At 50.8% G+C, this 25,119-nt stretch carries 20 protein-coding genes, 17 tRNA genes and 3 rRNA genes; 9 read left to right on the top strand and 31 right to left on the bottom strand.

Annotated features, from left to right (window positions below):
• Positions 1-18: 18 nt before the first annotated feature.
• Positions 19-1,101, bottom strand: a complete 1,083-nt coding sequence (locus SNR34_RS01665) for an ABC transporter substrate-binding protein (protein ID WP_339275666.1) — start codon at positions 1,099-1,101, stop codon at positions 19-21.
• A gap of 88 nt (positions 1,102-1,189) precedes the next feature.
• Complete coding sequence (locus tag SNR34_RS01660; RefSeq protein ID WP_339275665.1) at positions 1,190-2,206, bottom strand: ABC transporter ATP-binding protein; 1,017 nt, start codon at positions 2,204-2,206, stop codon at positions 1,190-1,192.
• A 164-nt stretch (positions 2,207-2,370) separates the two neighbouring features.
• On the opposite strand from SNR34_RS01660, the gene SNR34_RS01655 reads away from it, so the two are divergent.
• Both SNR34_RS01655 and SNR34_RS01650 read left to right on the top strand, forming a co-directional pair.
• A complete protein-coding gene (locus SNR34_RS01655; RefSeq protein WP_343262757.1) occupies positions 2,371-3,279 on the top strand; it encodes a LysR substrate-binding domain-containing protein in 909 nt (302 codons plus the stop codon).
• Positions 3,280-3,421: 142 nt separating this feature from the next.
• Entirely contained in the window at positions 3,422-4,282 is an 861-nt protein-coding gene (locus SNR34_RS01650) for a hypothetical protein (RefSeq protein ID WP_486181004.1), read from the top strand.
• A gap of 232 nt (positions 4,283-4,514) precedes the next feature.
• On the opposite strand, the gene SNR34_RS01645 is transcribed toward SNR34_RS01650, so the two are convergent.
• From SNR34_RS01645 to rocD, 23 genes are all read right to left on the bottom strand, one after another.
• Entirely contained in the window at positions 4,515-5,120 is a 606-nt protein-coding gene (locus SNR34_RS01645) for a short chain dehydrogenase (protein WP_339275662.1), read from the bottom strand.
• A gap of 158 nt (positions 5,121-5,278) precedes the next feature.
• A tRNA-Gly gene (locus SNR34_RS01640) sits at positions 5,279-5,349 on the bottom strand.
• A gap of 13 nt (positions 5,350-5,362) precedes the next feature.
• Positions 5,363-5,436: transfer RNA gene (locus tag SNR34_RS01635), tRNA-Pro, on the bottom strand.
• A gap of 17 nt (positions 5,437-5,453) precedes the next feature.
• Positions 5,454-5,530: transfer RNA gene (locus SNR34_RS01630), tRNA-Arg, on the bottom strand.
• Positions 5,531-5,535: 5 nt separating this feature from the next.
• A tRNA-Gly gene (locus SNR34_RS01625) sits at positions 5,536-5,610 on the bottom strand.
• A gap of 7 nt (positions 5,611-5,617) precedes the next feature.
• Positions 5,618-5,705 (bottom strand) — tRNA-Leu (locus SNR34_RS01620).
• Positions 5,706-5,715: 10 nt separating this feature from the next.
• A tRNA-Lys gene (locus SNR34_RS01615) sits at positions 5,716-5,791 on the bottom strand.
• 15 nt (positions 5,792-5,806) lie between these two features.
• Positions 5,807-5,881 (bottom strand) — tRNA-Gln (locus SNR34_RS01610).
• A 17-nt stretch (positions 5,882-5,898) separates the two neighbouring features.
• Positions 5,899-5,971, bottom strand: a tRNA-His gene (locus SNR34_RS01605).
• An 83-nt stretch (positions 5,972-6,054) separates the two neighbouring features.
• Positions 6,055-6,130: transfer RNA gene (locus SNR34_RS01600), tRNA-Thr, on the bottom strand.
• A 126-nt stretch (positions 6,131-6,256) separates the two neighbouring features.
• Positions 6,257-6,334 (bottom strand) — tRNA-Asp (locus SNR34_RS01595).
• Positions 6,335-6,360: 26 nt separating this feature from the next.
• A tRNA-Met gene (locus SNR34_RS01590) sits at positions 6,361-6,434 on the bottom strand.
• A 16-nt stretch (positions 6,435-6,450) separates the two neighbouring features.
• A tRNA-Val gene (locus SNR34_RS01585) sits at positions 6,451-6,526 on the bottom strand.
• Between the two features lie 9 nt (positions 6,527-6,535).
• Positions 6,536-6,607, bottom strand: a tRNA-Glu gene (locus SNR34_RS01580).
• Between the two features lie 15 nt (positions 6,608-6,622).
• A tRNA-Ser gene (locus SNR34_RS01575) sits at positions 6,623-6,714 on the bottom strand.
• Positions 6,715-6,718: 4 nt separating this feature from the next.
• Positions 6,719-6,794: transfer RNA gene (locus tag SNR34_RS01570), tRNA-Asn, on the bottom strand.
• Between the two features lies 1 nt (position 6,795).
• Positions 6,796-6,871, bottom strand: a tRNA-Ala gene (locus tag SNR34_RS01565).
• 34 nt (positions 6,872-6,905) lie between these two features.
• Positions 6,906-6,982: transfer RNA gene (locus tag SNR34_RS01560), tRNA-Ile, on the bottom strand.
• 48 nt (positions 6,983-7,030) lie between these two features.
• Positions 7,031-7,147, bottom strand: a 5S ribosomal RNA gene (rrf, locus tag SNR34_RS01555).
• A 76-nt stretch (positions 7,148-7,223) separates the two neighbouring features.
• Positions 7,224-10,149 (bottom strand): 23S ribosomal RNA (locus tag SNR34_RS01550).
• 280 nt (positions 10,150-10,429) lie between these two features.
• Positions 10,430-11,981: ribosomal RNA gene (locus tag SNR34_RS01545) — 16S ribosomal RNA — on the bottom strand.
• Together the 16S, 23S and 5S rRNA genes with 17 tRNA genes alongside form the textbook arrangement of a ribosomal RNA operon.
• 529 nt (positions 11,982-12,510) lie before the next feature.
• Positions 12,511-13,497, bottom strand: coding sequence for an arginase (gene rocF, locus SNR34_RS01540; protein ID WP_486181003.1), 987 nt, complete (start codon positions 13,495-13,497; stop codon positions 12,511-12,513).
• Between the two features lie 40 nt (positions 13,498-13,537).
• Positions 13,538-14,734: an ornithine--oxo-acid transaminase gene (gene rocD, locus SNR34_RS01535; protein ID WP_486181002.1), complete on the bottom strand. Its 1,197-nt coding sequence runs from the start codon at positions 14,732-14,734 to the stop codon at positions 13,538-13,540.
• Between the two features lie 278 nt (positions 14,735-15,012).
• On the opposite strand from rocD, the gene SNR34_RS01530 reads away from it, so the two are divergent.
• Positions 15,013-15,657 carry a GntR family transcriptional regulator gene (locus SNR34_RS01530; RefSeq protein ID WP_236420270.1) on the top strand — a complete coding sequence of 215 codons (645 nt, stop codon included), beginning with the start codon at positions 15,013-15,015 and terminating at the stop codon, positions 15,655-15,657.
• 136 nt (positions 15,658-15,793) lie between these two features.
• Here the strand turns inward: SNR34_RS01530 and SNR34_RS01525 are convergent, their stop codons facing one another.
• Positions 15,794-16,537: a class I SAM-dependent methyltransferase gene (locus tag SNR34_RS01525; protein ID WP_486181001.1), complete on the bottom strand. Its 744-nt coding sequence runs from the start codon at positions 16,535-16,537 to the stop codon at positions 15,794-15,796.
• A 159-nt stretch (positions 16,538-16,696) separates the two neighbouring features.
• Here SNR34_RS01525 and SNR34_RS01520 point away from each other — a divergent pair, with 159 nt between their 5' ends.
• On the top strand, positions 16,697-17,053 hold the full coding sequence (locus SNR34_RS01520; RefSeq protein ID WP_339275655.1) for a hypothetical protein: 357 nt from the start codon (positions 16,697-16,699) through the stop codon (positions 17,051-17,053).
• 161 nt (positions 17,054-17,214) lie between these two features.
• Here SNR34_RS01520 and SNR34_RS01515 read toward each other — a convergent pair whose 3' ends face one another.
• The 3 genes from SNR34_RS01515 to SNR34_RS01505 form a co-directional block, all read right to left on the bottom strand.
• Positions 17,215-17,433, bottom strand: coding sequence for a cold-shock protein (locus tag SNR34_RS01515; RefSeq protein ID WP_236420273.1), 219 nt, complete (start codon positions 17,431-17,433; stop codon positions 17,215-17,217).
• Between the two features lie 115 nt (positions 17,434-17,548).
• The gene (locus tag SNR34_RS01510) at positions 17,549-17,749 is read right to left on the bottom strand and encodes a cold-shock protein (protein ID WP_236420274.1); all 201 of its coding nucleotides are present in this window, start codon (positions 17,747-17,749) and stop codon (positions 17,549-17,551) included.
• Between the two features lie 357 nt (positions 17,750-18,106).
• Positions 18,107-18,892 (bottom strand): CPBP family glutamic-type intramembrane protease, encoded by a 786-nt coding sequence (locus SNR34_RS01505; protein WP_343262831.1) that lies wholly within the window; start codon positions 18,890-18,892, stop codon positions 18,107-18,109.
• A 301-nt stretch (positions 18,893-19,193) separates the two neighbouring features.
• Here SNR34_RS01505 and SNR34_RS01500 point away from each other — a divergent pair, with 301 nt between their 5' ends.
• A complete protein-coding gene (locus tag SNR34_RS01500) occupies positions 19,194-19,874 on the top strand; it encodes a phosphatase PAP2 family protein (protein WP_486181000.1) in 681 nt (226 codons plus the stop codon).
• 55 nt (positions 19,875-19,929) lie between these two features.
• Here SNR34_RS01500 and SNR34_RS01495 read toward each other — a convergent pair whose 3' ends face one another.
• Complete coding sequence (locus SNR34_RS01495; RefSeq protein WP_486180999.1) at positions 19,930-20,709, bottom strand: helix-turn-helix transcriptional regulator; 780 nt, start codon at positions 20,707-20,709, stop codon at positions 19,930-19,932.
• A 112-nt stretch (positions 20,710-20,821) separates the two neighbouring features.
• Between SNR34_RS01495 and pyk the strand changes: the two genes are divergently transcribed.
• From pyk to SNR34_RS01475, 4 genes are all read left to right on the top strand, one after another.
• Positions 20,822-22,237 (top strand): pyruvate kinase, encoded by a 1,416-nt coding sequence (gene pyk / locus SNR34_RS01490; RefSeq protein ID WP_236420278.1) that lies wholly within the window; start codon positions 20,822-20,824, stop codon positions 22,235-22,237.
• Between the two features lie 238 nt (positions 22,238-22,475).
• A complete protein-coding gene (locus SNR34_RS01485) occupies positions 22,476-23,225 on the top strand; it encodes a WecB/TagA/CpsF family glycosyltransferase (RefSeq protein WP_486180998.1) in 750 nt (249 codons plus the stop codon).
• Between the two features lie 148 nt (positions 23,226-23,373).
• A complete protein-coding gene (locus tag SNR34_RS01480; RefSeq protein WP_236420413.1) occupies positions 23,374-23,745 on the top strand; it encodes a DUF1304 domain-containing protein in 372 nt (123 codons plus the stop codon).
• Between the two features lie 108 nt (positions 23,746-23,853).
• Positions 23,854-24,654: a DUF4261 domain-containing protein gene (locus SNR34_RS01475; RefSeq protein ID WP_236420280.1), complete on the top strand. Its 801-nt coding sequence runs from the start codon at positions 23,854-23,856 to the stop codon at positions 24,652-24,654.
• 81 nt (positions 24,655-24,735) lie between these two features.
• Here the strand turns inward: SNR34_RS01475 and SNR34_RS01470 are convergent, their stop codons facing one another.
• On the bottom strand, positions 24,736-25,095 hold the full coding sequence (locus tag SNR34_RS01470) for a hypothetical protein (RefSeq protein WP_236420281.1): 360 nt from the start codon (positions 25,093-25,095) through the stop codon (positions 24,736-24,738).
• Between the last annotated feature and the right edge of the window lie 24 nt (positions 25,096-25,119).

The raw sequence follows: 25,119 nt of genomic DNA, 5'->3' as shown, positions 1-25,119 counted from the left end.
CTCAGATCGCGAAGCCGTTTATTTGAAAATCTCCGAGAAGCGTGCCGCTGTGTCGTCGCCATTCTCGCTCATCCAGTTCCAGTCGACTTTAAGCTGAGGAATGTCCTTCAGATTGGCACGGTTAGTTGCTTCCACATCTTCGCGTCCTGGAATCAGGTAAGCATCTGCAACCAGTTTCTGTGCTTCGTCGGACAACAAATAATCGATGAATGCTTTCGCGTTCTCTACGTTTTTGCTCGATTTCAGGATCGCTGCCGGTCTAGGGCTGACCACGGTTCCTTCCGATGGGTATACGATATCCAGCGGTTCGCCTTTCGCTTTGGAGGAATACGCCATGTAATCCACGCCTGCCGCTACGATGCTTTTCGCTCCGGTGATGACCGGATCAAGCGCCTCTTGGTTGGCACCAGCCATGGCAACGCCGTTCGCTTTGTATTGGCTGAACAAGTCCCAGCCTTTTTCCCCGTTTGCGCTCAAATAACCGGTGATGAAGTCCAAGGCGGACCCGGACAGGGTAGGATCCGGAATGTTGACGGCGTCCTTCCAAGCTGCCGTAGCCAGATCGGCCCAGCTCGTTGGCGGCGTTGTGACGAGTTTCGTATTGTACACGATGCCAAGCGCAGAAGCGCTGGAGCTGAAGTAGTTGCCTTCGGCATCAGACCATTCCTTGTTCAGCTTGTCGCTATTCGCGGCTTCTGGATATGGCAATGTCAGGCCATCTGCTTTCAATGCTTGTGCGGAGGGCAACGAGGCCAGAATGACAACGTCGGCCACCGGGTTGGCTTTCTCAGCCTCCATACGCGCCAAAATTTTACCTGTCGTTCCTTGGAACATCTCGACTTCAATGCCCGTTTTCTCTGTAAAACCATGGATGATGTTATCTGCCAGTTTCTGCGGGCCGGCACTGTACAATACGAGTTTCCCACCGGTAGTCGATGTGGCTGGTGCCTCTGCCCCTGCCGCCGCCGTGCTGCTCTCCCCAGAGCCCTGTGCGCTTGTGCCCGTTGCCCCGTTCCCCGTGCTGCAGCCGAACAAACTGATGCTCATTACTGCCGTCAGCAGCAGCATGGCGCCTTTTTTGCGTTTTTTAACATTCATCATTTGGAATACCTCTCCTCTGGTTTTGTTCAATTTGTTTTTAATCGATTTCAGCGAAAATGTAACATTGCATGGCTACCGTACTGTCGCTCTATGCGCTAGCCCCGCTAGCGCTGCGTTCTACCTTGCGCTCCGCAGGCTTTTCACCCATACGGCAAATCCGGTCCGGCGACACATACAGCTTGACGCGCTCACCGGCTTTTACTCTTGTGTTGGAGTAGGTCGTCCAGATGCTAAGACCGTCGATCTGTACCCGAATTTCGTAGCGTTCACCGACATAACTGACATCGATCACCGCGCCCTGATAACACAGGTCGTCATGTTCGCTCTTGCTCCAGGATACATGTTCCGGACGAATCATGGATTGATCTGTGGTGAGCCAGTTCGATTTGCCGATGAACGAGGCTACGTATGCATTGCTTGGCGAGGAATAGATCGTTTCAGGAGCGCCCTTTTGCATAATCCTCCCTTTTTGCATCACAACGATTTCATCCGACATGGACATCGCCTCAACCTGATCGTGAGTGACGTACAACGCCGTCAGCCCCATGTCGCGTACGAGAGCCATCATCTCCAGCCGCATTTCCTCCCGTAGTACTGCATCCAACGCACTCAGTGGTTCATCGAACAAAATGACGCCTGGTTTGACTGCCACCGCCCGGGCAAAAGCGACCCGTTGCTGCTGTCCGCCCGACAATTGGTGAGGATAACGACCCTCCATGCCTTGCAAACGCACCATCTCCAACGCTTCAGTGACCTTCTGATGCAGTTCGCCCTTTTGCCTGCCGGCCCGCAGTCCAAATGCTACGTTCTCATATACCGTCATATGGGGCCATAAGGCAAAATCCTGAAACACCATGCCGAGATTTCGCTTATGCGTAGGCACATCGATTCGCTTGTCTGCGGAATAGATACACTCGCCGTCGGCATAAATCTCTCCCGCATCCGGCTGCTCCAATCCGGCCAGTATACGCAGCAGCGTCGTTTTGCCGCAGCCGGACGGGCCGAGCAGTGTTGTGAACTGACCATGCTCCAGCGTCAGATCGGTGGGAAACAGCGCCGGCGTCCGGTTAAACGATTTTTGCACGTTTCTGATTTCTAGTTTCATGAGCACCCCTGCCTGTCCTCTGTTCTGATCTTAGTCTAACGCCTGCCTTCGCGGTTTGTATGAGCCGAATGTAAAATTGGAATTAACTTTTTAGATGAATTCTGTTGATGTTCATAGATTAAATCTATAGAGGAGATATGTAATATGGAAGGAGTGCCTTTCGCTTGAATCTGATCAAACTGCAAATCGTCGAACTGATCGACAAACATCACCACATGACGAGCGTCGCCGAAGTTCTGGGTATTAAACAGCCCACTGTTACGTTTCATATGAAATCATTGGAGGAAGAAATGGGCGTGCGACTTTTTGAATCGCGCAATGGCAAAACCTTTCTGACCGAGGCAGGACAGGCCCTGCTGCACTATTCCGTCAAAATCAATGCCCTTACCCAGGAAGCCCGCCGCGTCGTACGGGAATATGACAGCCTGTATCGGGGCAGTCTGCATATTGGGGCAAGCTATGTGCCTGCAACCTACTTGCTGCCGGCCATGCTCAATGCATTTTCGCAGGAATTCCCGGGCATTCGCATCGTGCTGTCGGTCAAACCTTCGTCCGCCATCCGCGACATGCTCATCGGGCACCAGATCGATCTCGGCATCATCTCTTCCGAAACGTTCGTGAGACCTTTACTGCACGCAGAGCCACTGTGTGCGGATGACCTGGTGTTGATCTGTGCCCCGCAGCACCCGTTAACGCAGCTGGAAGAATTGCAGCCCGAGCATATTGCGCGGATTCCTTTTGCCCTGCATGGGGATGAATCCAGCACGCGCCGTTTGACCAACCAATGGCTGGAGCAGCATGCCGTCCGTCTGCGCACTGCCGTGGAGATGGATTCGCTCGAAGCGATCAAACAATTGGTTCTACTCGGCGGGCATGTGTCCTTCATGTCGCGGATGGCCGTGCAGTGGGAGGAACGGCAAGGGCTTGTCCAGGTGCTCCCTATTCCAGGAGAACAGGCCTCCCGCCATATCTATGCCGTGCATAATAAAGAACGCCATCCCTCCGTGCAGGTGAACCGTTTTAAGGAAATGCTGCGCGAGATGAGCACCCACTTTCCGCCTGTCCGTTTTTGATCTTATGAATAAAAACTATCGGGGACCATTCATCAAATCTATGCAGGATTAACGCAAACAGGCCCTCCATTTGATGGATTCAAGATATTAGAACGCTACATTGGTTCTGTACGTTAATCCAAGTTTAGGGAGAGTGAATGTTTTGAAAACATGGAAAAAGGTCACCGCTTCAATCATGCTGAGCATCATGACGCTGGGAAGTGGACTGACGGTGCTCGAAACTCCTCAGGCATCGGCTGCGGCCAACGCGGTACCTGCTTATGAAGTCAAGTTTTTGGCCAAGCCGGAAGCCGTGCTGAATGCCGACGGCAAACCAAACAGCGACGTACTGCAAACGCTTGGATTGGACAGCTCGCCACGAGCCATTGGCGTAGAATATTTTGACAACGATTCCCTTGGATTCGACGAGCAGGGCTGGAACGTACGCTTCCGCAAGAAGGAGGATAAAAACAATTACGAGCTGACCTATAAAAAGCGCTACCCGATCATTGATGGTGATGTCGAAGCAGCGTTGACGCTGGCTAACCAGGAGGGATTTGACGCATCTGACGATAATTACGAGGCTGAAATCGATTGGGGCTACGGCAAACAGACCCTGAGCTTCTCCAATACCAAAAAAGTCGATGCCATAACAAGCGGCGCGCAGCTTCCTTCCGATAGCAAGGCTTTGGAAATGCTGCTCGACAAACTGCCGGGCAAACTGAAAAACTGGTCTGCTTCCAACTGGGGCAAACAACAATTGTCCGCTTCCCGTGCCTACGGCCCGATTACGTTCGAGCGTTATGAAGGAACTTGGAACGGTCAAGAAATGACGCTTGAAGTGTGGCCGATTCTGAATGAAGCTGGCACAGGGGTTGAAAACATCGTGGAGGTCTCCTTCAAGACAGACGATGCGTCTACGGTATCCGGCCTCCGTGCCCAACTGATGCAGCTGCTGGAGAACGAAAACTGGCTTCTTCCGGGAGACGGCCTGAAAACCCAACTTATTTTGGAACGTTATTAATGGAATCTACGGGGTATGTTGTTTGAGCATCGCGTTTCTGATACATCTCCACTTTTGACAGAACAGCCGGAACGATTACCCACCTGCTGGCTGGTAAAAATAGCATGAAACGAAGGCCTCATTTCTGATCCTTAAGATCAATGAAATGAGGCCTTTATTTGTCCGCTAGCACTTTGCGGTGAGATAAACGATCCTTTTCAGATGTTCTTTTTCCTATATAAATGTGGCAGTATCAATACACTTTGAATGTTTGCCCTGTTTCAATGCCAAGCGCGCTTTGAATGAACGTATTGGCGACGCGCTCAACGGGCACCGGGTTAAACCCAATGAAGAAATCACGGTATTTCTCGGCCGATTCCACAAACAGATTCGGACTGACGGAGTTCAAACGGATACCTCTTGGCAGCTCATAAGCAGCCGCCTTGGCAAATGCATCAATAGCCCCGTTCGCCATCGCGCTGGAAGCACCCTGTTCGATCGGATGGTCCTTGATAATTCCGCTGACCAGTGTAAAACTTCCCTTATCGTTAATGTAGTGTTGACCGATGAGCACAATGTTGACTTGACCAAGCAGCTTGCTCTGCACGCTGACCATGTTGTTCTCGGGCGTGAGTTCAGCCAGCTTGGCATAATGAGTCTGGCCTGCTGTCACAATGACGTAGTCGATATTGGCAACCGTTTCAAAAAGCGTCTTGATACTATCGGTTGAAGTCATATCGACCGTATAATCTCCCGAATTTCTGCCTGCAGTTACAACTTCCACAGACCATTCCTGCAGCTTGGCAACAACCGCTTTGCCCAATGTTCCATGTCCTCCAATAACAAGTGCCCGCTTCATCCTTCGAATCCCCCCTGATCGTTGTTCATTCACTTCATTTATTTAATCAAAGATCACGTCTGTTATCAAATTCAAATCATTGATCGGATGACCATATATTTTCGATACAAAACAAAAAATAGCCCTGCACGAGGCAAGAGCTATTTTGCAATTCGTTAAGCGGGTGATGGGAATCGAACCCACGCTACCAGCTTGGAAGGCTGGAGTTCTACCATTGAACTACACCCGCATCTTATAAAAAATCGGGATGACACGATTTGAACATGCGACCCCCTGGTCCCAAACCAGGTGCTCTACCAAGCTGAGCTACATCCCGATACTTGAGAGTAAATATGGCGCGCCCTGAGAGATTCGAACTCCCGACCTTTTGATTCGTAGTCAAACGCTCTATCCAGCTGAGCTAAGGGCGCATATTTGGAGCGGACGACGGGAATCGAACCCGCGACCCTCGCCTTGGCAAGGCGATGCTCTACCGCTGAGCCACGTCCGCAAATGATTGGTGCGGTCGAGAGGACTCGAACCTCCACGGGGGGTTAGCCCACACGGACCTGAACCGTGCGCGTCTGCCAATTCCGCCACGACCGCATAATATAACTGGTGAGCCATGAAGGACTCGAACCTTCGACACCCTGATTAAAAGTCAGGTGCTCTACCAACTGAGCTAATGGCTCTCACCGAAAAAATAATGGCAGGGGATATAGGATTCGAACCTATGCATGACGGAGTCAAAGTCCGTTGCCTTACCGCTTGGCTAATCCCCTATGAAGTTAAGATAAAGGGCGATCGAGGGGACTTGAACCCCCGAGTGCCGGAGCCACAATCCGGTGCGTTAACCCCTTCGCCACGACCGCCATACGTTGTTCCAACGCAATGTAGGAACATTATAGTTTGTCCAATCGGACCCGGTTCTATTCAAACCGCTAAAAGAAAATCATGGTGCCGGCGAGAGGACTTGAACCCCCAACCTACTGATTACAAGTCAGTTGCTCTACCAGTTGAGCTACACCGGCAAAATCATAAAAGTGGCGGAACCGACGGGATACTCTCACTTCGTTCGAGACTGCGCAGCTTATGCTCTCGAAGTGAATGCTTCGACGAACCCATTTACGGATTCTCATCCCTGATGAATATTCAAGTGGCGGAACCGACGGGATTCGAACCCGCGATCTCCTGCGTGACAGGCAGGCATGTTAGGCCAACTACACCACGGTTCCACGATCCCTTATTAAAATAAGTTCAATTGCGGGGGCAGGATTTGAACCTGCGGCCTTCGGGTTATGAGCCCGACGAGCTACCGGGCTGCTCCACCCCGCGTCGTTAAAAAAATATATGGTGGAGGCTGAGGGGATCGAACCCCCGACCCTCTGCTTGTAAGGCAGATGCTCTCCCAGCTGAGCTAAGCCTCCGTACTACTATGACCCGTAGGGGATTCGAACCCCTGTTACCTCCGTGAAAGGGAGGTGTCTTAACCCCTTGACCAACGGGCCTCAATAAAACCAAGCTGGCGGAGAGAGAGGGATTCGAACCCTCGAGACGCTTTTGGCGCCTACACGATTTCCAATCGTGCTCCTTCGGCCAACTCGGACACCTCTCCATAATGGCTCCCCGAACAGGACTCGAACCTGTGACAACTCGATTAACAGTCGAGTGCTCTACCAACTGAGCTATCAGGGAATGGTGGAGCCAAGCGGGATCGAACCGCTGACCTCCTGCTTGCAAGGCAGGCGCTCTCCCAGCTGAGCTATGGCCCCATGATATGTAGGATTTATTGATTTGCAAGTTAAATGGTGGGCCCTGGTGGACTCGAACCACCGACCTCACCCTTATCAGAGGTGCGCTCTAACCAACTGAGCTAAGGGCCCAAATTATATTCAAGACCTTCGAAGTATTTCAATACCCGAAAGGGTTTCGCTTGGCGGCTTCCTACTCTCCCAGGACCCTGCGGTCCAAGTACCATCGGCGCTAGAGGGCTTAACGGTCGTGTTCGGGATGGGAACGTGTGGAACCCCTCCGCCATCGCCACCAAACGATTTTTCAGTTCAGAGATTGCTCTCTGAAAACTGGATTCGAAACGAAACTTGCGATCTTAGAACCTGCATTTCTTTGGATAAGCCCTCGACCGATTAGTACTGGTCAGCTCCATGCATTGCTGCACTTCCACCCCCAGCCTATCTACCTCGTCGTCTTCAAGGGGTCTTACTAATTGGGAAATCTCATCTTGAGGGGGGCTTCACGCTTAGATGCTTTCAGCGCTTATCCCGTCCGTACATAGCTACCCAGCGGTGCTCCTGGCGGAACAACTGGTACACCAGCGGTACGTCCATCCCGGTCCTCTCGTACTAAGGACAGCTCCTCTCAAATTTCCTACGCCCACGACAGATAGGGACCGAACTGTCTCACGACGTTCTGAACCCAGCTCGCGTACCGCTTTAATGGGCGAACAGCCCAACCCTTGGGACCTACTTCAGCCCCAGGATGCGATGAGCCGACATCGAGGTGCCAAACCTCCCCGTCGATGTGGACTCTTGGGGGAGATAAGCCTGTTATCCCCAGGGTAGCTTTTATCCGTTGAGCGATGGCCCTTCCATGCGGTACCACCGGATCACTAAGCCCGACTTTCGTCCCTGCTCGACTTGTAGGTCTCGCAGTCAAGCTCCCTTATGCCTTTGCACTCTTCGAATGATTTCCAACCATTCTGAGGGAACCTTTGGGCGCCTCCGTTACTCTTTAGGAGGCGACCGCCCCAGTCAAACTGCCCACCTGACACTGTCCCCGTACCCGATTAGGGCACCAGGTTAGAACCTAGATACGATCAGGGTGGTATCCCAACGGTGCCTCCACACAAGCTGGCGCTCATGCTTCTCAGGCTCCCACCTATCCTGTACAGATCGTACCCAAATTCAATATCAAGCTGCAGTAAAGCTCCATGGGGTCTTTCCGTCTTGTCGCGGGTAACCTGCATCTTCACAGGTATTAAAATTTCACCGGATCTCTCGTTGAGACAGCGCCCAAGTCGTTACGCCATTCGTGCGGGTCAGAATTTACCTGACAAGGAATTTCGCTACCTTAGGACCGTTATAGTTACGGCCGCCGTTTACTGGGGCTTCGGTTCACAGCTTCGGGATTGCTCCCTAACCGCTCCCCTTAACCTTCCAGCACCGGGCAGGCGTCAGCCCGTATACTTCGCCTTACGGCTTCGCACAGACCTGTGTTTTTGCTAAACAGTCGCTTGGGCCTTTTCACTGCGGCCCCCTCGTGCTATTCACACTACCGGGGCACCCCTTCTCCCGAAGTTACGGGGTCATTTTGCCGAGTTCCTTAACGAGAGTTCTTCCGCGCGCCTTAGAATTCTCTTCTCGCCTACCTGTGTCGGTTTGCGGTACGGGCACCTTCATCTGGCTAGAGGCTTTTCTTGGCAGTGTGAGATCATGACCTTCGCTACTGTAATTTTCACTCCCCATCACAGCTCAGCCTTGCGGTTAGCGGATTTGCCTACTAACCAGCCTCACTGCTTGGACAGGCATCCATCAGCCTGCGTCACTACCCTACTGCGTCCCCCCATCGCTCATAACGATTTACGGTGGTACAGGAATTTCGACCTGTTGTCCTTCGACTACGCCTTTCGGCCTCGCCTTAGGTCCCGACTTACCCTGAGCGGACGAGCCTTCCTCAGGAACCCTTAGGCTTTCGGCGGATCAGATTCTCACTGATCTTTTCGTTACTCATACCGGCATTCTCACTTGTATGCTCTCCAGCGCTCCTTACGGTACACCTTCAACGTACATACAACGCTCCCCTACCCCTGATCATAAGATCAAGCCATAGCTTCGGTGGTGTGTTTAGCCCCGTTACATTTTCGGCGCAGAGTCACTCGACCAGTGAGCTATTACGCACTCTTTCAATGGTGGCTGCTTCTAAGCCAACATCCTGGTTGTCTGTGCAACTCCACATCCTTTCCCACTTAACACACACTTGGGGACCTTAGCTGATGGTCTGGGCTGTTTCCCTTTTGACAATGGATCTTAGCACTCACTGTCTGACTCCCGGAAGTAAGTCTATGGCATTCGGAGTTTGACTGAGCTTGGTAACCCTTGCGGGCCCCGCACCCAATCAGTGCTCTACCTCCACGACTCTGTTTTCCGAGGCTAGCCCTAAAGCTATTTCGGGGAGAACCAGCTATCTCCGAGTTCGATTGGAATTTCTCCGCTACCCCCACCTCATCCCCGCACTTTTCAACGTGCGTGGGTTCGGGCCTCCAGTGCGTGTTACCGCACCTTCACCCTGGACAGGGGTAGATCACCCGGTTTCGGGTCTACGTCCACGTACTATGTCGCCCTATTCAGACTCGCTTTCGCTGCGGCTCCGGCTTCTCACCTTAACCTTGCACGGGAACGTAACTCGCCGGTTCATTCTACAAAAGGCACGCCATCACCCCTAAAATGGGCTCTGACTTCTTGTAAGCACACGGTTTCAGGTTCTATTTCACTCCCCTTCCGGGGTGCTTTTCACCTTTCCCTCACGGTACTGCTTCACTATCGGTCGCTAGGAAGTATTTAGCCTTGGCAGATGGTCCTGCCGGATTCATACGGGGTTTCACGTGCCCCGCACTACTCGGGATCCGTCTCGGAGAGAGCAGACTTTCAATTACAGGGCTTTTACCTTCTATGGCGGGCCTTTCCAGACCTCTTCGTTTAACCGGCTCCTTTGTAACTCCATGTGAGACGTCCCACAACCCCAGAGAGCAAGCTCTCTGGTTTGGGCTGTTCCGCGTTCGCTCGCCGCTACTGACGGAATCACTATTGTTTTCTCTTCCTCAGGGTACTTAGATGTTTCAGTTCCCCTGGTATGCCTCTCCTGCCCTATGTATTCAGACAAGAGTAACTGGGTATTACGCCAGCTGGGTTTCCCCATTCGGACATCCCCGGATCAAAGCTTGCTTACAGCTCCCCGAGGCAGTATCGTTGTTCGCCACGTCCTTCATCGGCTCCTAGCGCCTAGGCATCCTCCGTGTGCTCTTAGTAGCTTAACCATGTTACTCGTAAAGAGTAAGATGCAATCTACCGTTTTATTGAAACTTGTTTTGACACAAGTTCAGCTAAAAGGAATGTTCTAATTCGCATTTTTCGTTTCGATATCCAGTTTTCAAGGAACAATCTCGTTTGCTTTCGGGCCGTTCACGGAATGTGTCGGTCGAAAGTTACGAGCATGTGTTTGAGAGTTTGAACTCTCAAAACTGAGCAACGAGTGAGTAAGTTTGCAGCTGAGCTGCTTATTTGAATGTCTTCATCGCAGAAGACGATTCTCCATAGAAAGGAGGTGATCCAGCCGCACCTTCCGATACGGCTACCTTGTTACGACTTCACCCCAATCATCTACCCCACCTTCGGCGGCTGGCTCCTTGCGGTTACCCCACCGACTTCGGGTGTTGTAAACTCTCGTGGTGTGACGGGCGGTGTGTACAAGACCCGGGAACGTATTCACCGCGGCATGCTGATCCGCGATTACTAGCAATTCCGACTTCATGCAGGCGAGTTGCAGCCTGCAATCCGAACTGAGACCGGCTTTTTAGGATTAGCTCCACCTCGCGGCTTCGCAGCCCGTTGTACCGGCCATTGTAGTACGTGTGTAGCCCAGGTCATAAGGGGCATGATGATTTGACGTCATCCCCACCTTCCTCCGGTTTGTCACCGGCAGTCACCTTAGAGTGCCCACCCGAAGTGCTGGCAACTAAGATCAAGGGTTGCGCTCGTTGCGGGACTTAACCCAACATCTCACGACACGAGCTGACGACAACCATGCACCACCTGTCTCCTCTGTCCCGAAGGAAAGGTACATCTCTGTACCGGTCAGAGGGATGTCAAGACCTGGTAAGGTTCTTCGCGTTGCTTCGAATTAAACCACATACTCCACTGCTTGTGCGGGTCCCCGTCAATTCCTTTGAGTTTCAGTCTTGCGACCGTACTCCCCAGGCGGAATGCTTAATGTGTTAACTTCGGCACCAAGGGTATCGAAACCCCTAACACCTAGCATTCATCGTTTACGGCGTGGACTACCAGGGTATCTAATCCTGTTTGCTCCCCACGCTTTCGCGCCTCAGCGTCAGTTACAGCCCAGAGAGTCGCCTTCGCCACTGGTGTTCCTCCACATCTCTACGCATTTCACCGCTACACGTGGAATTCCACTCTCCTCTTCTGCACTCAAGTCATCCAGTTTCCAGTGCGATCCGGGGTTGAGCCCCGGGATTAAACACCAGACTTAAATGACCGCCTGCGCGCGCTTTACGCCCAATAATTCCGGACAACGCTTGCCCCCTACGTATTACCGCGGCTGCTGGCACGTAGTTAGCCGGGGCTTTCTTCTCAGGTACCGTCACCTTGAGAGCAGTTACTCTCCCAAGCGTTCTTCCCTGGCAACAGAGCTTTACGATCCGAAAACCTTCATCACTCACGCGGCATTGCTCCGTCAGGCTTTCGCCCATTGCGGAAGATTCCCTACTGCTGCCTCCCGTAGGAGTCTGGGCCGTGTCTCAGTCCCAGTGTGGCCGATCACCCTCTCAGGTCGGCTACGCATCGTCGCCTTGGTGAGCCGTTACCTCACCAACTAGCTAATGCGCCGCAGGCCCATCCTCAAGTGACAGATTGCTCCGTCTTTCCAGTTCTCTTCAGGCGAAGAAAACAAGTATTCGGTATTAGCTACCGTTTCCGGTAGTTGTCCCAAGCTTGAGGGCAGGTTGCCTACGTGTTACTCACCCGTCCGCCGCTAAGCATCAAGGAAGCAAGCTTCCTATCAACTCCGCTCGACTTGCATGTATTAGGCATGCCGCCAGCGTTCGTCCTGAGCCAGGATCAAACTCTCCAATAAAGATGAATTTCGGTCACGAGGTTAATCATGATGAAAATCATCTGAGGTATTGAAAAGAGCGATTAGCTCATTTTGAATCTGACGAGATAAAATATCTCAATGTCGCTCCGGTTTTTATACAGTCATACGACATGTACCAAAAACCTTCGCATTACTCACTCGTTGTTCAGTTTTCAAAGATCAAACTTCGTTTTCGTTACTAGGTTGTTGTCCTTAGCAACTCTTATATCTTATCACATCCGAACCAACTTTGCAAGCATTTTTTTAAGTTTCTTTTTCGAAGCTTATTTGCTTTGCTTGCTGCACCGTGTTTCTCGGTGTTTTCTTGGCCGGAATTAGAATATACCATGTACATAAATATTATGCAAGTACTTTTTTCAAAAAAAGTTCCCCTCCATATTTCCGATCACTGAAACGACTCATGCTCACCTTCATTGAAATGATCCGGTTTGGCCGGACATCCCCCTCATCGAAGGAAACATCATATCCGGCCTTGTCTCCGATCGCTTTCCGTACCCATGTGCACTCCCTACAATATTCGTTTGCCTAGTATAGAAGCAATCAATTCAACACCCAGTCTTGCAGTTTGCCTGTTGATGTCATAAAACGGGTTTACCTCGACTAACTCCATAGAAGTTACCCGATTCGTTGCGGCCAGCAGTTCCAGCGCAAAATGAGCCTCGCGACCACTCAATCCACCCGGTACGGGAGTACCCACGCCAGGCGCCTCACGGGGATCAAGGCAGTCCATGTCAAAACTGACATGAATGCCGTCCGTGCCGTTTCCGGCCGCGGACAACGCCTGTTCAACGACATGCTGAATGCCCATTCGATCGATATCTCGTAAGGTGAAGCTTAGGATTCCAAGCTCCCCAATCTTTTCTTTTTCATACTCGTCCAGATCTCTTAAACCTACATATACAAGGTTTGTATGATCGATGAACGGACCCGCTCCAGGGATACGGGATATATTAAAGGACGAATGGCCCAATGCCGCGGCCAAACCCATGCCGTGCATGTTTCCTGACAGACTTGCCTTCTCCGTATTTATGTCCGCATGGGCATCAAACCATATGACTCCCAGCTTCGCATATTTTGCGGTCAATCCGGCGATCGTGCCGATTGCAACGCTGTGATCTCCGCCTAGGACAAGCGGGAAGGAACCTCTGGTCACGGCGCCGGAAACTGCGGCGCACACATTTCTGCTCATCTGCTCCACCTCAGCCAGATACTTTGTACCATCCTGGCCAGGCTTTGCGGAACTCTCCATCAGACAATCCACTCGTATCTCTTCAGAAACCACATAACCCAACCACTCCAATTCCCGCTTCAATCCGGCGGCGATCAATTCGCCGGGCCCGAACTCCGCTCCCCTTTGCGCGCCACCAAGACCGAAGGGCACCTTAACGACGGCAATCTGCCGGACAGCCGATCTTACCGATGTTCCCGGCTTTTCGAGTTCCTGACATCGTTCAACATGCTCTTCCCCCATGGAAGCTGCCTCCTTGTTCTTCATTATTGGAAGTAATAAGCGGCGTTCTCTTCCCATCCCCAATCTATGCGTTAACAAAAGCCCGTTCAATCCGCTCCACAGCCCAATCGATTTCCGACTCCCTGATCGTCAGCGGCGGGGCGAACCGAATCGTCGTTTCATGCGTTTCTTTGCACAATAAACCGGAACGCATCAATTTTTCACAGAACGGACGCGCAGGAGCATGCAGCTCCATTCCAATGAATAGCCCTCTTCCGCGTATTTCGCGAATCCATCGATTCCGGAAACTCTGGAGCCGCTTCATAAAATAGTTCCCCAAGCGCTCTGATCGCTCTGCCAACCTCTCGTTTTCATATACTTGCAGGGCGGCAACGGCCACCGCGCAAGCAAGCGGGTTGCCACCAAACGTCGACCCATGCGAACCCGGCTCGAACAGATCCAAAATTTCGGACTCGCCGGCTACGGCGGAGATAGGCATAACGCCTCCCCCCAGCGCTTTGCCCATAATCCATAGATCCGGCTCCACCCCCTCCCAATCCGACGCAAACCTCCGGCCTGTTCTGCCGAATCCGGTCTGGATTTCGTCGGCCATCAGCAGAACGTTCTGCGCCTGGCACAATGCCATCGCCTGCGATAAATACCCGTCAGGCGGTATAACAATCCCCGCTTCTCCTTGAATGGGCTCTACGAGAAATGCTGCCGTATATGGCGTAATGGCCTGCCTGAGCGCTTCGATGTCACCGTAAGGAACAATGCGAAACCCTGGAGTAAACGGACCAAAGTCCTTTTTATATGAAGATGAAGAAGAAAAAGAAGTTACCGTCAGGGTCCGCCCGTGAAAATTGCCTGAGCAAACAATAATTTCAGCTTGATCTTCCGGTACGCCTTTGACGCGGTAAGCCCATCTGCGTGCAGCCTTAATCGCCGTTTCAACCGCTTCGGCACCGGTATTCATCGCCAAAATTTTTGATTTGCCCGTGAACTCCGACAGCTTTCGGTAAAATGTCGCAGCCGCACTGCTGTGGAATGCTCGTGATGTCAGCGTGACCCGCTCGGCTTGCTCTTTCAGCGCCTGCACGATCGTCGGGTGTCGGTGACCATGATTCATGGCCGAGTATGCGCTCAACATATCCATGTACCGATGCCCTTCCGGATCCTCCACCCACACCCCCTCCGCCTTGTCGATGACGATCGGGAGCGGGTTATAGTTAGGCGCAGCGTGCTTCTCAGACCAATGAATAAACACTTCTGATGTTGACATATGTCCCATCACCAACTTTTGTTGATTTGTATACAAAATACAATATCAATGTATGCTGTTCCTCGCCGGATTACTACTCCTTCGCCTTTTTTATGCCATAGCCTACTGATTCCATAATCCTCAGCCTGAGTAGAGCTCCCTTGACCGCTCTGCCCGCTTGCCCAACTCCAGTCCCGGTGTTAATATGATTTAAACTTCAGCCACTCGAACGGACACTGCACCGGGCTCTGTGCCCATGCGCATATCACAATATCACGGTTCATGGAAGGGGATTCGATATGAACGTACCCAAATACCGGTCCTTGAAAGACCATGTCTACGAATATATCGCCGAAAAAATACAGAACGGCGCATTGCTCCCTAATCAGAAAATCAATGAAGCGGAGATCTGCAAGAAACTCGACATTAGCCGAACTCCGACAAGGGAGGCATTGTTCCAACTCGCATCGGATAACCTTCTGCAATACATCCCGCGCAGAGGATTCATCGTCACGCCCTTCGATGCCGCCAAAAAGCTTGAATTCTCCCAAGCCATCGGAGCATTGGAGGCACTTGCCGGAACTCTGGCGGCAGACCAGTTAACCCATGCCGATTTGCTTGAAATGGAGGCCTTGATCGCAAGAATGGACGAAGATATCGCCAAGCTCAATCTTCCGGCCTACAATAAAGATCAGTACCAGTTCCACCATTTGTACATTCAGCGCTGCGGCAACGCTACCGTGATCGAAATGCTGAACATGCTGAAAAACGGATTTATCAGGCAGTCTTATGCAAGCGAGGACAAAAACAGACTCTTCAGCATACTCCGCGAAGTCAATGAAGAGCATCGCCACATTTTGGACGCATTCAAAGACAAGGATAAACCTTTATTGGAATCCTTGCTGAAGCATCACTGGCGTATCATCGATAACGACATGTTGTAATGCAGCGCATAACTAGACCATATAAAAAAGCATTCCAGCCGCTGAAGCTCCTCGTCTGTTAGTTACAACAGGACAGAGCCCAATACGGTTGGAATGCCTTTTATCTTTTATACCAAGAATGTTCTTATTGAAAACTTCATTGTTTTGCATTCATGTAATCGTCCACTACTGGCGCACTCGCAGCAAATACGGCATAACCCAGGCGCCTGCCATACTTCGCAAGCAACCGGTCATTGAGGCGACTCATTCTCTTCATCTGCACGTCTTCATACAGATCCGGGTCCATCTCCCGCAGGGGATCATGGTCGATTCTCCACCTTCCAATTGAGGAAGAACGTTCAAGCATCTTCACCGTTTCGAACCCGGCTTCCTTAAAGTACTCCTTCCATCTGGTCACCGTAGCGAGCGTTCTTAACCCGAAAAACCGCTTCAGTTCCTCCGACATTTTATCGGATCTGCTTCCGGACAAAGTCATTTCCCGATCAATCAGCAGACCGTCCGGCCTCAGTACCCTCCTATACTCGGACAGGGCGCGGCGGCGGCGCATAAAAATCGTGACCGACTCCACAAATACGATATCGAAACTGTCATCCGGAAAAGGCAATGCTTCGCCATCAGCTTGAACAAAACGGATATGACGCCGCTCTCGCCTCGCACGCCTTACCGCTTTCTCCAGCATCCCTCGATGCCGGTCCACGGCCGTAACCCGATATCCCGCCCGATCAAGCAAACACGCCGTCCGTCCTGTTCCACACCCAACTTCAAGCACACTTCCATGCGCAGGCAGCGACAACGAACGAAGCAGTTGGACCGTTGCCGCAAATCCCCCAGGATGAGCACTCCCCTCTCCAAGCTTTGCCAGCATATCATGATAGTCCATAACTTCATCCCCCTCCTCTCCAGTGTATGGACCAACGCCAAAAACGGCACATCCCCATACGTTTTACGGGTACACACCCATACCAATCCCGCCGGCTTTTACTATGATATACAAACCGTTGATTTCAGGCGGCAATTCGCAACGCGAAGGAGGATATGCATGCACAGAATTCATCCGATCTGCGAAGAGACGGTGTCACCGCACATTGGACGTCCGGTTTGTCTCATTATGAAAGACGGAAAGCACATGTATGGCGCACTGGGCGGCTTTCGGGATGGAAAGGTTTACCTGAACAACTGCTTCGAAGGTCCGCGTTTGTCTTCCGTTAAACCCGGACAACAACTTCGCAAAAGCGGCAAAAAACGTACGGCTGGGAAAAAAGTGAATTCCTCGGCCTACGGACCTTATGGTTATGGACCTTATGGATCTTACGGATCTTATGGACCTGGATATGGGGCCGGTTATGACCTGGCACTCGTAGCCACATTGCTGCTGATCCCGTTCTTATTCATCTGACCTCGGCCTTCCCCGCTCGCCATTCCAGCCTGAAAATATCAAAAAAGCATGGTCTCCATCGTTAGGGATGGGCCCATGCTTTTTCTTTGAATCGTCGTTGGTCACGCCAGCAATAAAAAAAACACCTCGCTAGAGGTGAGAAAACGATGCTATATCCGATTTCACTTGGACATCGTTGTCTTTGCAGGGTTCGTCGAATTCTCAAGCAATGGCAGCATTCTCGTTGTGCTAACCATCTCAGAAGTACATATCGGACAAGTTGGTACGCTGTCAAACGCAAAATTGTCCCGCATCCATCCTTTGCACGTATCGCTCGTACATTCCCAGATTGCCGCATCCGCTTGCGGAATCTCTTCAATCGGTTTTTTGCGATTATACATGACTTCTACCCCCTTTTGATATTGGAAACACATCCTGCAGACGTTATTTCACAGTAGCAAAAAAAGAAAAGCTGCCTTTAATCATTATAACATGTTAAGGGCAGCTATGCTTGAATTACAGTTTTACAACTTCTTCTGCTTGAGGACCGCGGTTTCCTTGTACAATTTTAAATTGCACTTGTTGACCTTCGTCCAGCGTTTTGAAGCCTTCGCCTTGGATTGCGCTGAAGTGTACGAATACATCTTCTCCGCCTTCAACTTCGATGAAACCGAAGCCTTTCTCAGCGTTGAACCATTTAACTGTTCCGTTTTGCATGTGAATTACACCTCCAAATCAAAAATTAACATGTTCCTTTGTTCTTTGCACAAGCAAATAAAAATTCACACATTATAAAAGGTACCAGTCATAACTTCCAAGTGATCGCCCTTTACAATATGTGAATTAGGTTTGACACTTTTTATCAACTTTCTTGTATTATACCTCTACTTCTGCCAAAAAGCAATTCCTGTATTTTGTTTTCAAACAGCTATGGAAATACATGTTATTCGTCTAACCCGGAAAAGGTCACCGGCGCGCTTACCACGCTTCGTCTTATGAAAGGATATGCAGATCGAAACCAATTTATACATTTATTTCTGATCGAATTTTGAACTGCATATCCAAAGGATGATTTTACTTCATCATTGCAGGGCCCTGTTTGGGTTGACTGACGCTCGAAGAATCGGCCCGAAGGCGGAGCACCAACCAGATCGCGTGAGCGGCCAACACAACAAGAACAAAAATATCGTAAGGAAGCGAGCCTTCCCCTTGATGGTCATCCCCCAGAAATTGAATCAGGTTATGAACAAAATGGAAAAAAATAAGCGGCCAAATATTCCCGTTCAGACTCATAAGCAGGGCAAGAACCACTCCGACCAACAATGCATATACCAGTTGCAGCAGGGTATCGCCCAGACTCTGGCCCGACATGGCGTTCATGATATGCGTAACGGAGAACAGAACGCTGGAAACAACTGTAGCCGTGACTACGCTTTTGCGCAACAAGATCGTAAAAATCAATCCCCGATAAATCGTTTCTTCAACGAAAGCGACCAACAAGGTAAAGAAAATAAAAAAGACCGATTTGGAAAGGGTCAATTCTCCGAACCCCTTCAAAAGCAGCGTGCCCAGTAGAAGGAGCAGCGGGATATAATACATCCACTGCCGGGCCGAAATCGTTCGCAACGAGCGAAATCCGATCAAACCCCATCTGCGCCGGAACGTCAAATAGATTATCAGCACGACCGCGATCGGCGTGAAAGACATCCATACAGGCGCGGTATAGTCCATTTCCCGAATGGTAGCGACGGCCCCGGCGGCAAAAACAGCCAGCAGCAGAAGCAATTCGATAATGACCACAGCGAGTATGGGCCTGCGCCCGGAAAAAGATTCACTGTCTTGGGACTGGGAAACCAACATAAAAATTCTTCCCCATTTCGTTTTCTTTTTTGTTGTCATGCGAATTGATAACCAACAATAGTTGTATCACATATTCCACAATATGTATATCGTAGATTGGATTAAACTGCAAAAGTAACAAAATAGAGACTTTCTTGGGACGTGATTACCCTAAAAATCAGGTAAGATTCATTGCCCTTCAAGCCATTTCACATAAAATAATGATACGGATGCAGGGTTGACGCCGTTTCCGAACGTCTTCTTAGGCAGAAGACACATCAGGATTCATGGTTCATTCAGAAAAACAATCAGGGGGTAATTCATGAAAGCACTCTTTAAGCGCTGGTGGCACTTGCTTGCGATCCTTTGCGTTCCGCTCCAGGGCTCCATCTACGTCCTGCTGGGCAGGAATACAGGCAGCGATGTCTTTTACAATTATGCGTTGATCGATACTAAAATTCCGTTTATCAAAGAATTCATATATCCGTACGTAAGCTGGATGCCGATCCTGTATCTAGGCTTTTTGTATCTGGGCATAACCAACAAATCCCTGTTTTGGCGAGCGTTGTTCACGTATAACGTTGGCGTGATTGCCGCAAACATCTGTTTCGCGGTCTTTCCTACGCACGTTCCCCGTCCGGTTGTGGAGGGCAGCGACCTCAGCAGTTTGCTGGTACAGTTCATTTACAGCAATGACGCTCCATACAACTGTTTTCCGAGCGTTCACGTGTTGACCAGCTATCTGCTGTTCATCATCGTTCAACGGCATCTTACGTTCAAACCGCTGGCCAAAATCTCCTGGTCGGTGTGGCTATGGCTCATCATTGCATCGACCGTATTCGTGAAGCAGCACTCCCTGCTGGACGTAGCCGGAGGCATCGCGTTCGCGGAAGCGGCCTATTGGGCGGTCCATGCTTTTGCCGGCCGCAAAGAGCGTGCAAAAAAACCAGCCAAGCAACCGCTTGGTGCGTCGGGGACAAAGAGTACGAGCGGCAATGCGTAATAGACATTCGTGATTTGCGAGGGCGACGAGCCCTCTTTTTTTATGCAATCATCTCTTATATCGTTGGCGGGCGTTCCTGCAACAGGTCCGATGGGGATGTTCCCGTAAGGCGTTTGAATATGCGGTAAAAATAAGAGAGGTCCCGGTAGCCGAGAAACTCGGAAATTTCCTGCACGGAGAGCTGGGACTCCGTCAACATGTACATGGCCCGTTTCATCCGCTGATCATGCACGTACTGACTGATCGTTTGATTCGTCATGCTTTTGAATAATGCCGCCGCATAATTGGGCGTCCGGCCGATCGCATCCCCAAGCTCCTCTTTGGTCACCTTTTCGCGATAATGCCGTTCGATGTATCGTTTCATCCGCTCCGCATGCACATGTCTCTCGGGCGGGATCACGCCCCGGTCCACTTCCCGATTCACGTAAATTAACACTTCCGTCAATAAGGCTTGGCTCATCATGACATAATAAGATGGCCGTTCCTGCCACTGCTGGAGAATCGTTTTCATGCGTTCCAGGATAAGTTCATAGCAGCCCGGTTTATGCCGCAGCGTTTCCGGTTGTTCCAACATCGGCAATTCACCGGAAGCAGGACATTGCAAATGGACGACAATCTGGGTGTGGGTAACGGTCGGGATGCTTTTGCCGTAGTAAGATACGCTCTCCGGGATCAGCAGCAGTTCTCCCTTTTCCATGATCTGTTTCTCGCCGTTCACCCAATATACACATTTTCCATAGGTGACCAAGCTGAGCCGCCAAGTCCCCCTTGATGGCACGCCCTTTTCGTACCAGCCGACACTGTTGATGTGCCGCACTTCTAGTGGGGTAATCATAAAACACCTCGCCATTGGACTATACTCCAATCATTGTACTATAGTTCATATTCGGATTCGACAGAAAACGCTACAATGACCCTATAAGCAAAGGATATGAGGAGGAAATAACATGTTGAAAACAAAAATTATTTGTACCATGGGACCTGCTTGTGACTCCATTGAAACGTTGAAGGTAATGATTCAGGAAGGCATGACAGTGGCCCGTCTGAACATGGCGCATGGCGAGCTCGAGGATCATGTTGCACGGATCAACAACATTCGCGCGGCTGCTTCCGCGCTGAACAAATATGTGCCGATCATGATGGATATCAAGGGACCTGAAGTGCGAATCGGCAAATTGAAAGAGGCTTCCTGCCATCTGCAGGCTGGCAAAAAACTGACGCTGACCACGGAAGAAATTCTGGGCGATGCCGAACGGATCTCGGTAAACTATCCTGAGTTGAATCTCGTGGTGAAGCCGGGCGACCGCATTCTGATCGACGATGGTCTGGTAGATCTGACGGTCACTTCTGTCGAAGGCACCGAAATTCATTGCGATATCGTTAGCGGCGGCATTCTGAAACCTCGCAAAGGCGTAAACTTGCCAGGGATCAAAACGACCCTTCCGGGCGTAACCGAACGCGACGTCATGCATATCGGATTCGGGATCGAAAACGATATCGAAATCATTGCGGCATCCTTTGTGCGCAAGGGCGACGATATTCGCGAAATCCGCAGCATTCTCAAAGAACGTGGCGCCGAGCATGTTCAGATTATTTCCAAAATCGAAAACCAGGAAGGCATGACCAACCTCGACGACATTATCGAAGCATCGGACGGCATCATGGTTGCGCGCGGCGATCTTGGGGTCGAAGTGCCGATCGAAGACGTGCCGATGATGCAAAAAGAAATGATCGACAAATGCAACCGTGCCGGCAAACCGGTCATCGTGGCCACGCACATGCTGGAATCGATGCAGGTCAACCCGCGTCCTACCCGTTCCGAGGTGAGTGACGTAGCCAATGCCGTGCTGCAAGGTGCAGACGTAGTCATGCTGTCCGGCGAGTCCGCTGCGGGTAAATATCCGATCCCATCGGTCCGTACGATGGCTGCCGTTGCGCGCCGCGCCGAAACGATGATCGACTATAAGGAACAATTCAATCAGAAATCGGCCCAACAGGTGGCTAACATCACTGAAGTCATCAGCCAAGGTGCCGTTAGCTCTTCGCTCGTGCTGAATGCAAAAGCGATCATTACTTCCACCGAGAGCGGATTTACGGCGCGCATGATCTCCAAATATCGTCCAAAAGCGCCGATCATCGCGGTCACGCAGCATGAGAAAGTGCTCGCAAAAATCTGCCTGCTCTCCGGCGTTATTCCGGTGCTGGGCGACAAAGTGACCACGACGGACGAAATGTTCGAATCGTCCACGCGCAACGCTATCAAAACGGGTTACATTGAAAAAGGCGACATCATCGTGCTGTCTGCGGGCGTTCCGATCGGTCAATCCGGCAATACGAACCTGATCAAGGTCCTGCAAGTATAATCCCACATACAAGCAAGTGAATAGCAGCGCGCAAAAGCAACCCGGCCTCACGGGTTGCTTTTGTTCGATTACGGGTCAGCCGGGTTATGCCGGTGGGCCTTTTTTATTTGCAGCTGGAAGCAGAAGCTCATCGTCATTTCGCCATAGTCATCGAAGGCCGCTTTCGATATACTGGGATAAGTTGGGTTTACGGATAATTATTGAAACATGCAGGGGTGAAACCAGAAAGGATAAACCGATGAACGAAACAACCAACATTATGGGGATTCCCTTCCCCAACGTAAATATGGAACAAACGTTATCCTTATTAGGCGATGTTATTCAAGGAAATGATGCCACGCTGTTTCACGTTATTACAGGCAACCCGGAAATCGTCATGTCCTGTCAACACAACGACCGCCTACGCTCCATTGTGGATCAGGCAGGGCTCGTTACAGCTGATGGAGCGGGCATTATCATGGTTTCGAGGCTGCGTGGAGGTAAGTTGACCGAACGGGTCACCGGCTGCGATCTGCTGTTTCGCCTGTTGGAGGAGGGCGATCGCCAACGTTGGTCTTTCTACCTTCTCGGCGCGGAAGAGCAAGTAAACGCAAGATCGGCCGGTATCATCGAAAAAAACTATCCGGGCGTCTCGGTATGCGGACGTCATCACGGTTTTTTTACGGGGGAAGATGAGCTGCGTATTGTGGAAGAGATTGGGGCGGCCAAGCCTGACTTTCTGATCGTTGCCCTAGGCGCGCCTTACGCCGAGGAATGGATACACCGATATCGGGATCGGTTGCAGGCCCGCGTGGCCATCGGCGTCGGAGGAAGCCTCGATATCGTGGCAGGCAAAACAAAACGTGCCCCGGCTCTATGGCAGAAACTCCATCTTGAGTGGCTGTATCGCCTCATGCGCCAGCCTTCCAGATGGCGAAGACAACTCATTTTGCCGCGCTTCGCCGTTCAGGCATTGCTTTTCAAAGAAACCAAACGACAACGATCCTGATGTATCCGGGGTCGTTGTTTTTGTTTGATTGGGTATTCGACCAACTATGCATTCACACAATTTAATTGCCCAAAACTTTTTCGCTTCCGATTTAGAGTGCCAGACCTTATAATGAAGCAGAAGCCAATAAATTACATTGAGAGAAAGTATGGTGGTTCGTTTGATCAGCATGATTTTCGTGGCTCTTGTAGCCATTGAGCACATTTACATTTTAGTAATGGAAATGTTTATGTGGACTAGTCCACGTACAATGAAAACGTTCGGAACCACGCCGGAATTCGCCGAATCCACGAAAGCACTCGCAGGGAATCAGGGGCTGTACAACGGGTTTCTCGCCGCAGGACTGATCTGGGGACTCGTTCATCCGAATGCGGCTTTCGGACACCAGATCCAGATCTTTTTCCTGGCATGTGTCGTCATCGCCGCTCTATATGGGGGTGCAACAGCTTCCCGCTCTATTATTATCAAGCAGGGTCTGCCTGCAATCATTGCCCTGTTATTGGTTCTCTTCCTCCCGTAAAGGGGAAATGGCCGACCGGTCATTACAAGCGTGCCTTGGATATGGTATGTTAGGGTCATGGCATGGACATGCCGATCATTGTGATGAATTCGGGAAGGAGAACGTCTCATGGGACTGTTTGACAAACTTAGACGACGCAAAAAGGAAACCCCGTCGACCTCTGGAGCGACAGAGCAAGCGCCCTACAATGAAACGATCGTCGGTTTCGTTTTGCTCGAGCGCCTGGACTGCGATTTCGATGCTTTCATAGACACGATGAAACGCGAATGGAACATTGAAATTGCGGAGCGCCCGGAGGAGGGAAATCTTTTTTTCGAAGTGGATGATATGCAGGTCGTATGTGCCCACATCGAAGCACCGATTCCAGACCGTGAAGTGGAGGAGAACGCCAAACTGAATGTGCTCTGGCGCGAAGCGGAACAGGTAACCTCACGACATCAATCGCAAATCATCGTATCGGTGCTCAATGCAGATGATCCGATCCGCGGACATGTGTTGTTTACGAAAACAGCTTGTGCGCTGCTGCAGTTGGATCACGCCCTGGCCATCTACACGGCACCAATGGTTGCGGAAGCGAATAAATACGTAGAGACAAGCCGCTCACTGAAAGACGGCGAGCTGCCAGTGTCGCTCTGGATTTTTATCGGGCTGTATCAGGGACCTGAAGGCTCATCTGCCTATACCGCAGGACTCCGCAACTTCGGTAAGAAAGAAATGGAAATCGTTCATTCCCAGCAACATATAAGTGACGTGTTCGAGATGATGTTCATGACCATGACCTATGTCGTCGAAAACAACGTCACCTTGCACGAAGGAGAGACCCTCGGGTTCTCGGCCGAGCAAAAGCTGCCGATCACCCTTACCGAAGGAGTTGCCGTCGAAGGCAGCAGCTTGAAAATTGGATTTTAAATGCACAATTCCATATAATAACAAAAGGGAAAACGACGACTTAGCCGCGGTTTCCCTTTGTTATGTAAACTTGTCCTCTCTTCAATCCTTGAAATACTGTTCCATCCGGGACCAGTTCATCGGCTCATCCACTTTATAACTCGTCAGTGCATCCCTTGTTGCGGAAGCATCGAATATTTCGATGTGCTGCTTGTCGTAAAACGTGATGTTGAATCCGGACGATTCCCTGCCCTCCTTATTGATCAATAGTCTCCATTCGTAGTAATAAGGTGATGCTTCTTCGCTGAGGCTCGGGCGATCGGCCCGCTTCAATCCGTGATCTTTATAATCGTTCAGCAGCTTCCTGATCTCCTCAGCGTCTTCAATAACACGTTCCTCGTCAGCTTCGTTCCCTGTTTTGGATATTTGCCGGATTTCCAATCGTTTAAACCGATCCAGCATCCCAAAATGCTCCAGCACTTCAGC

Source organism: Paenibacillus sp. XP01 (genome assembly GCF_057364885.1).
The sequence above is the reverse complement of the archived record's forward strand: the minus strand, read 5'-3'. Positions and strand labels throughout refer to the sequence as shown.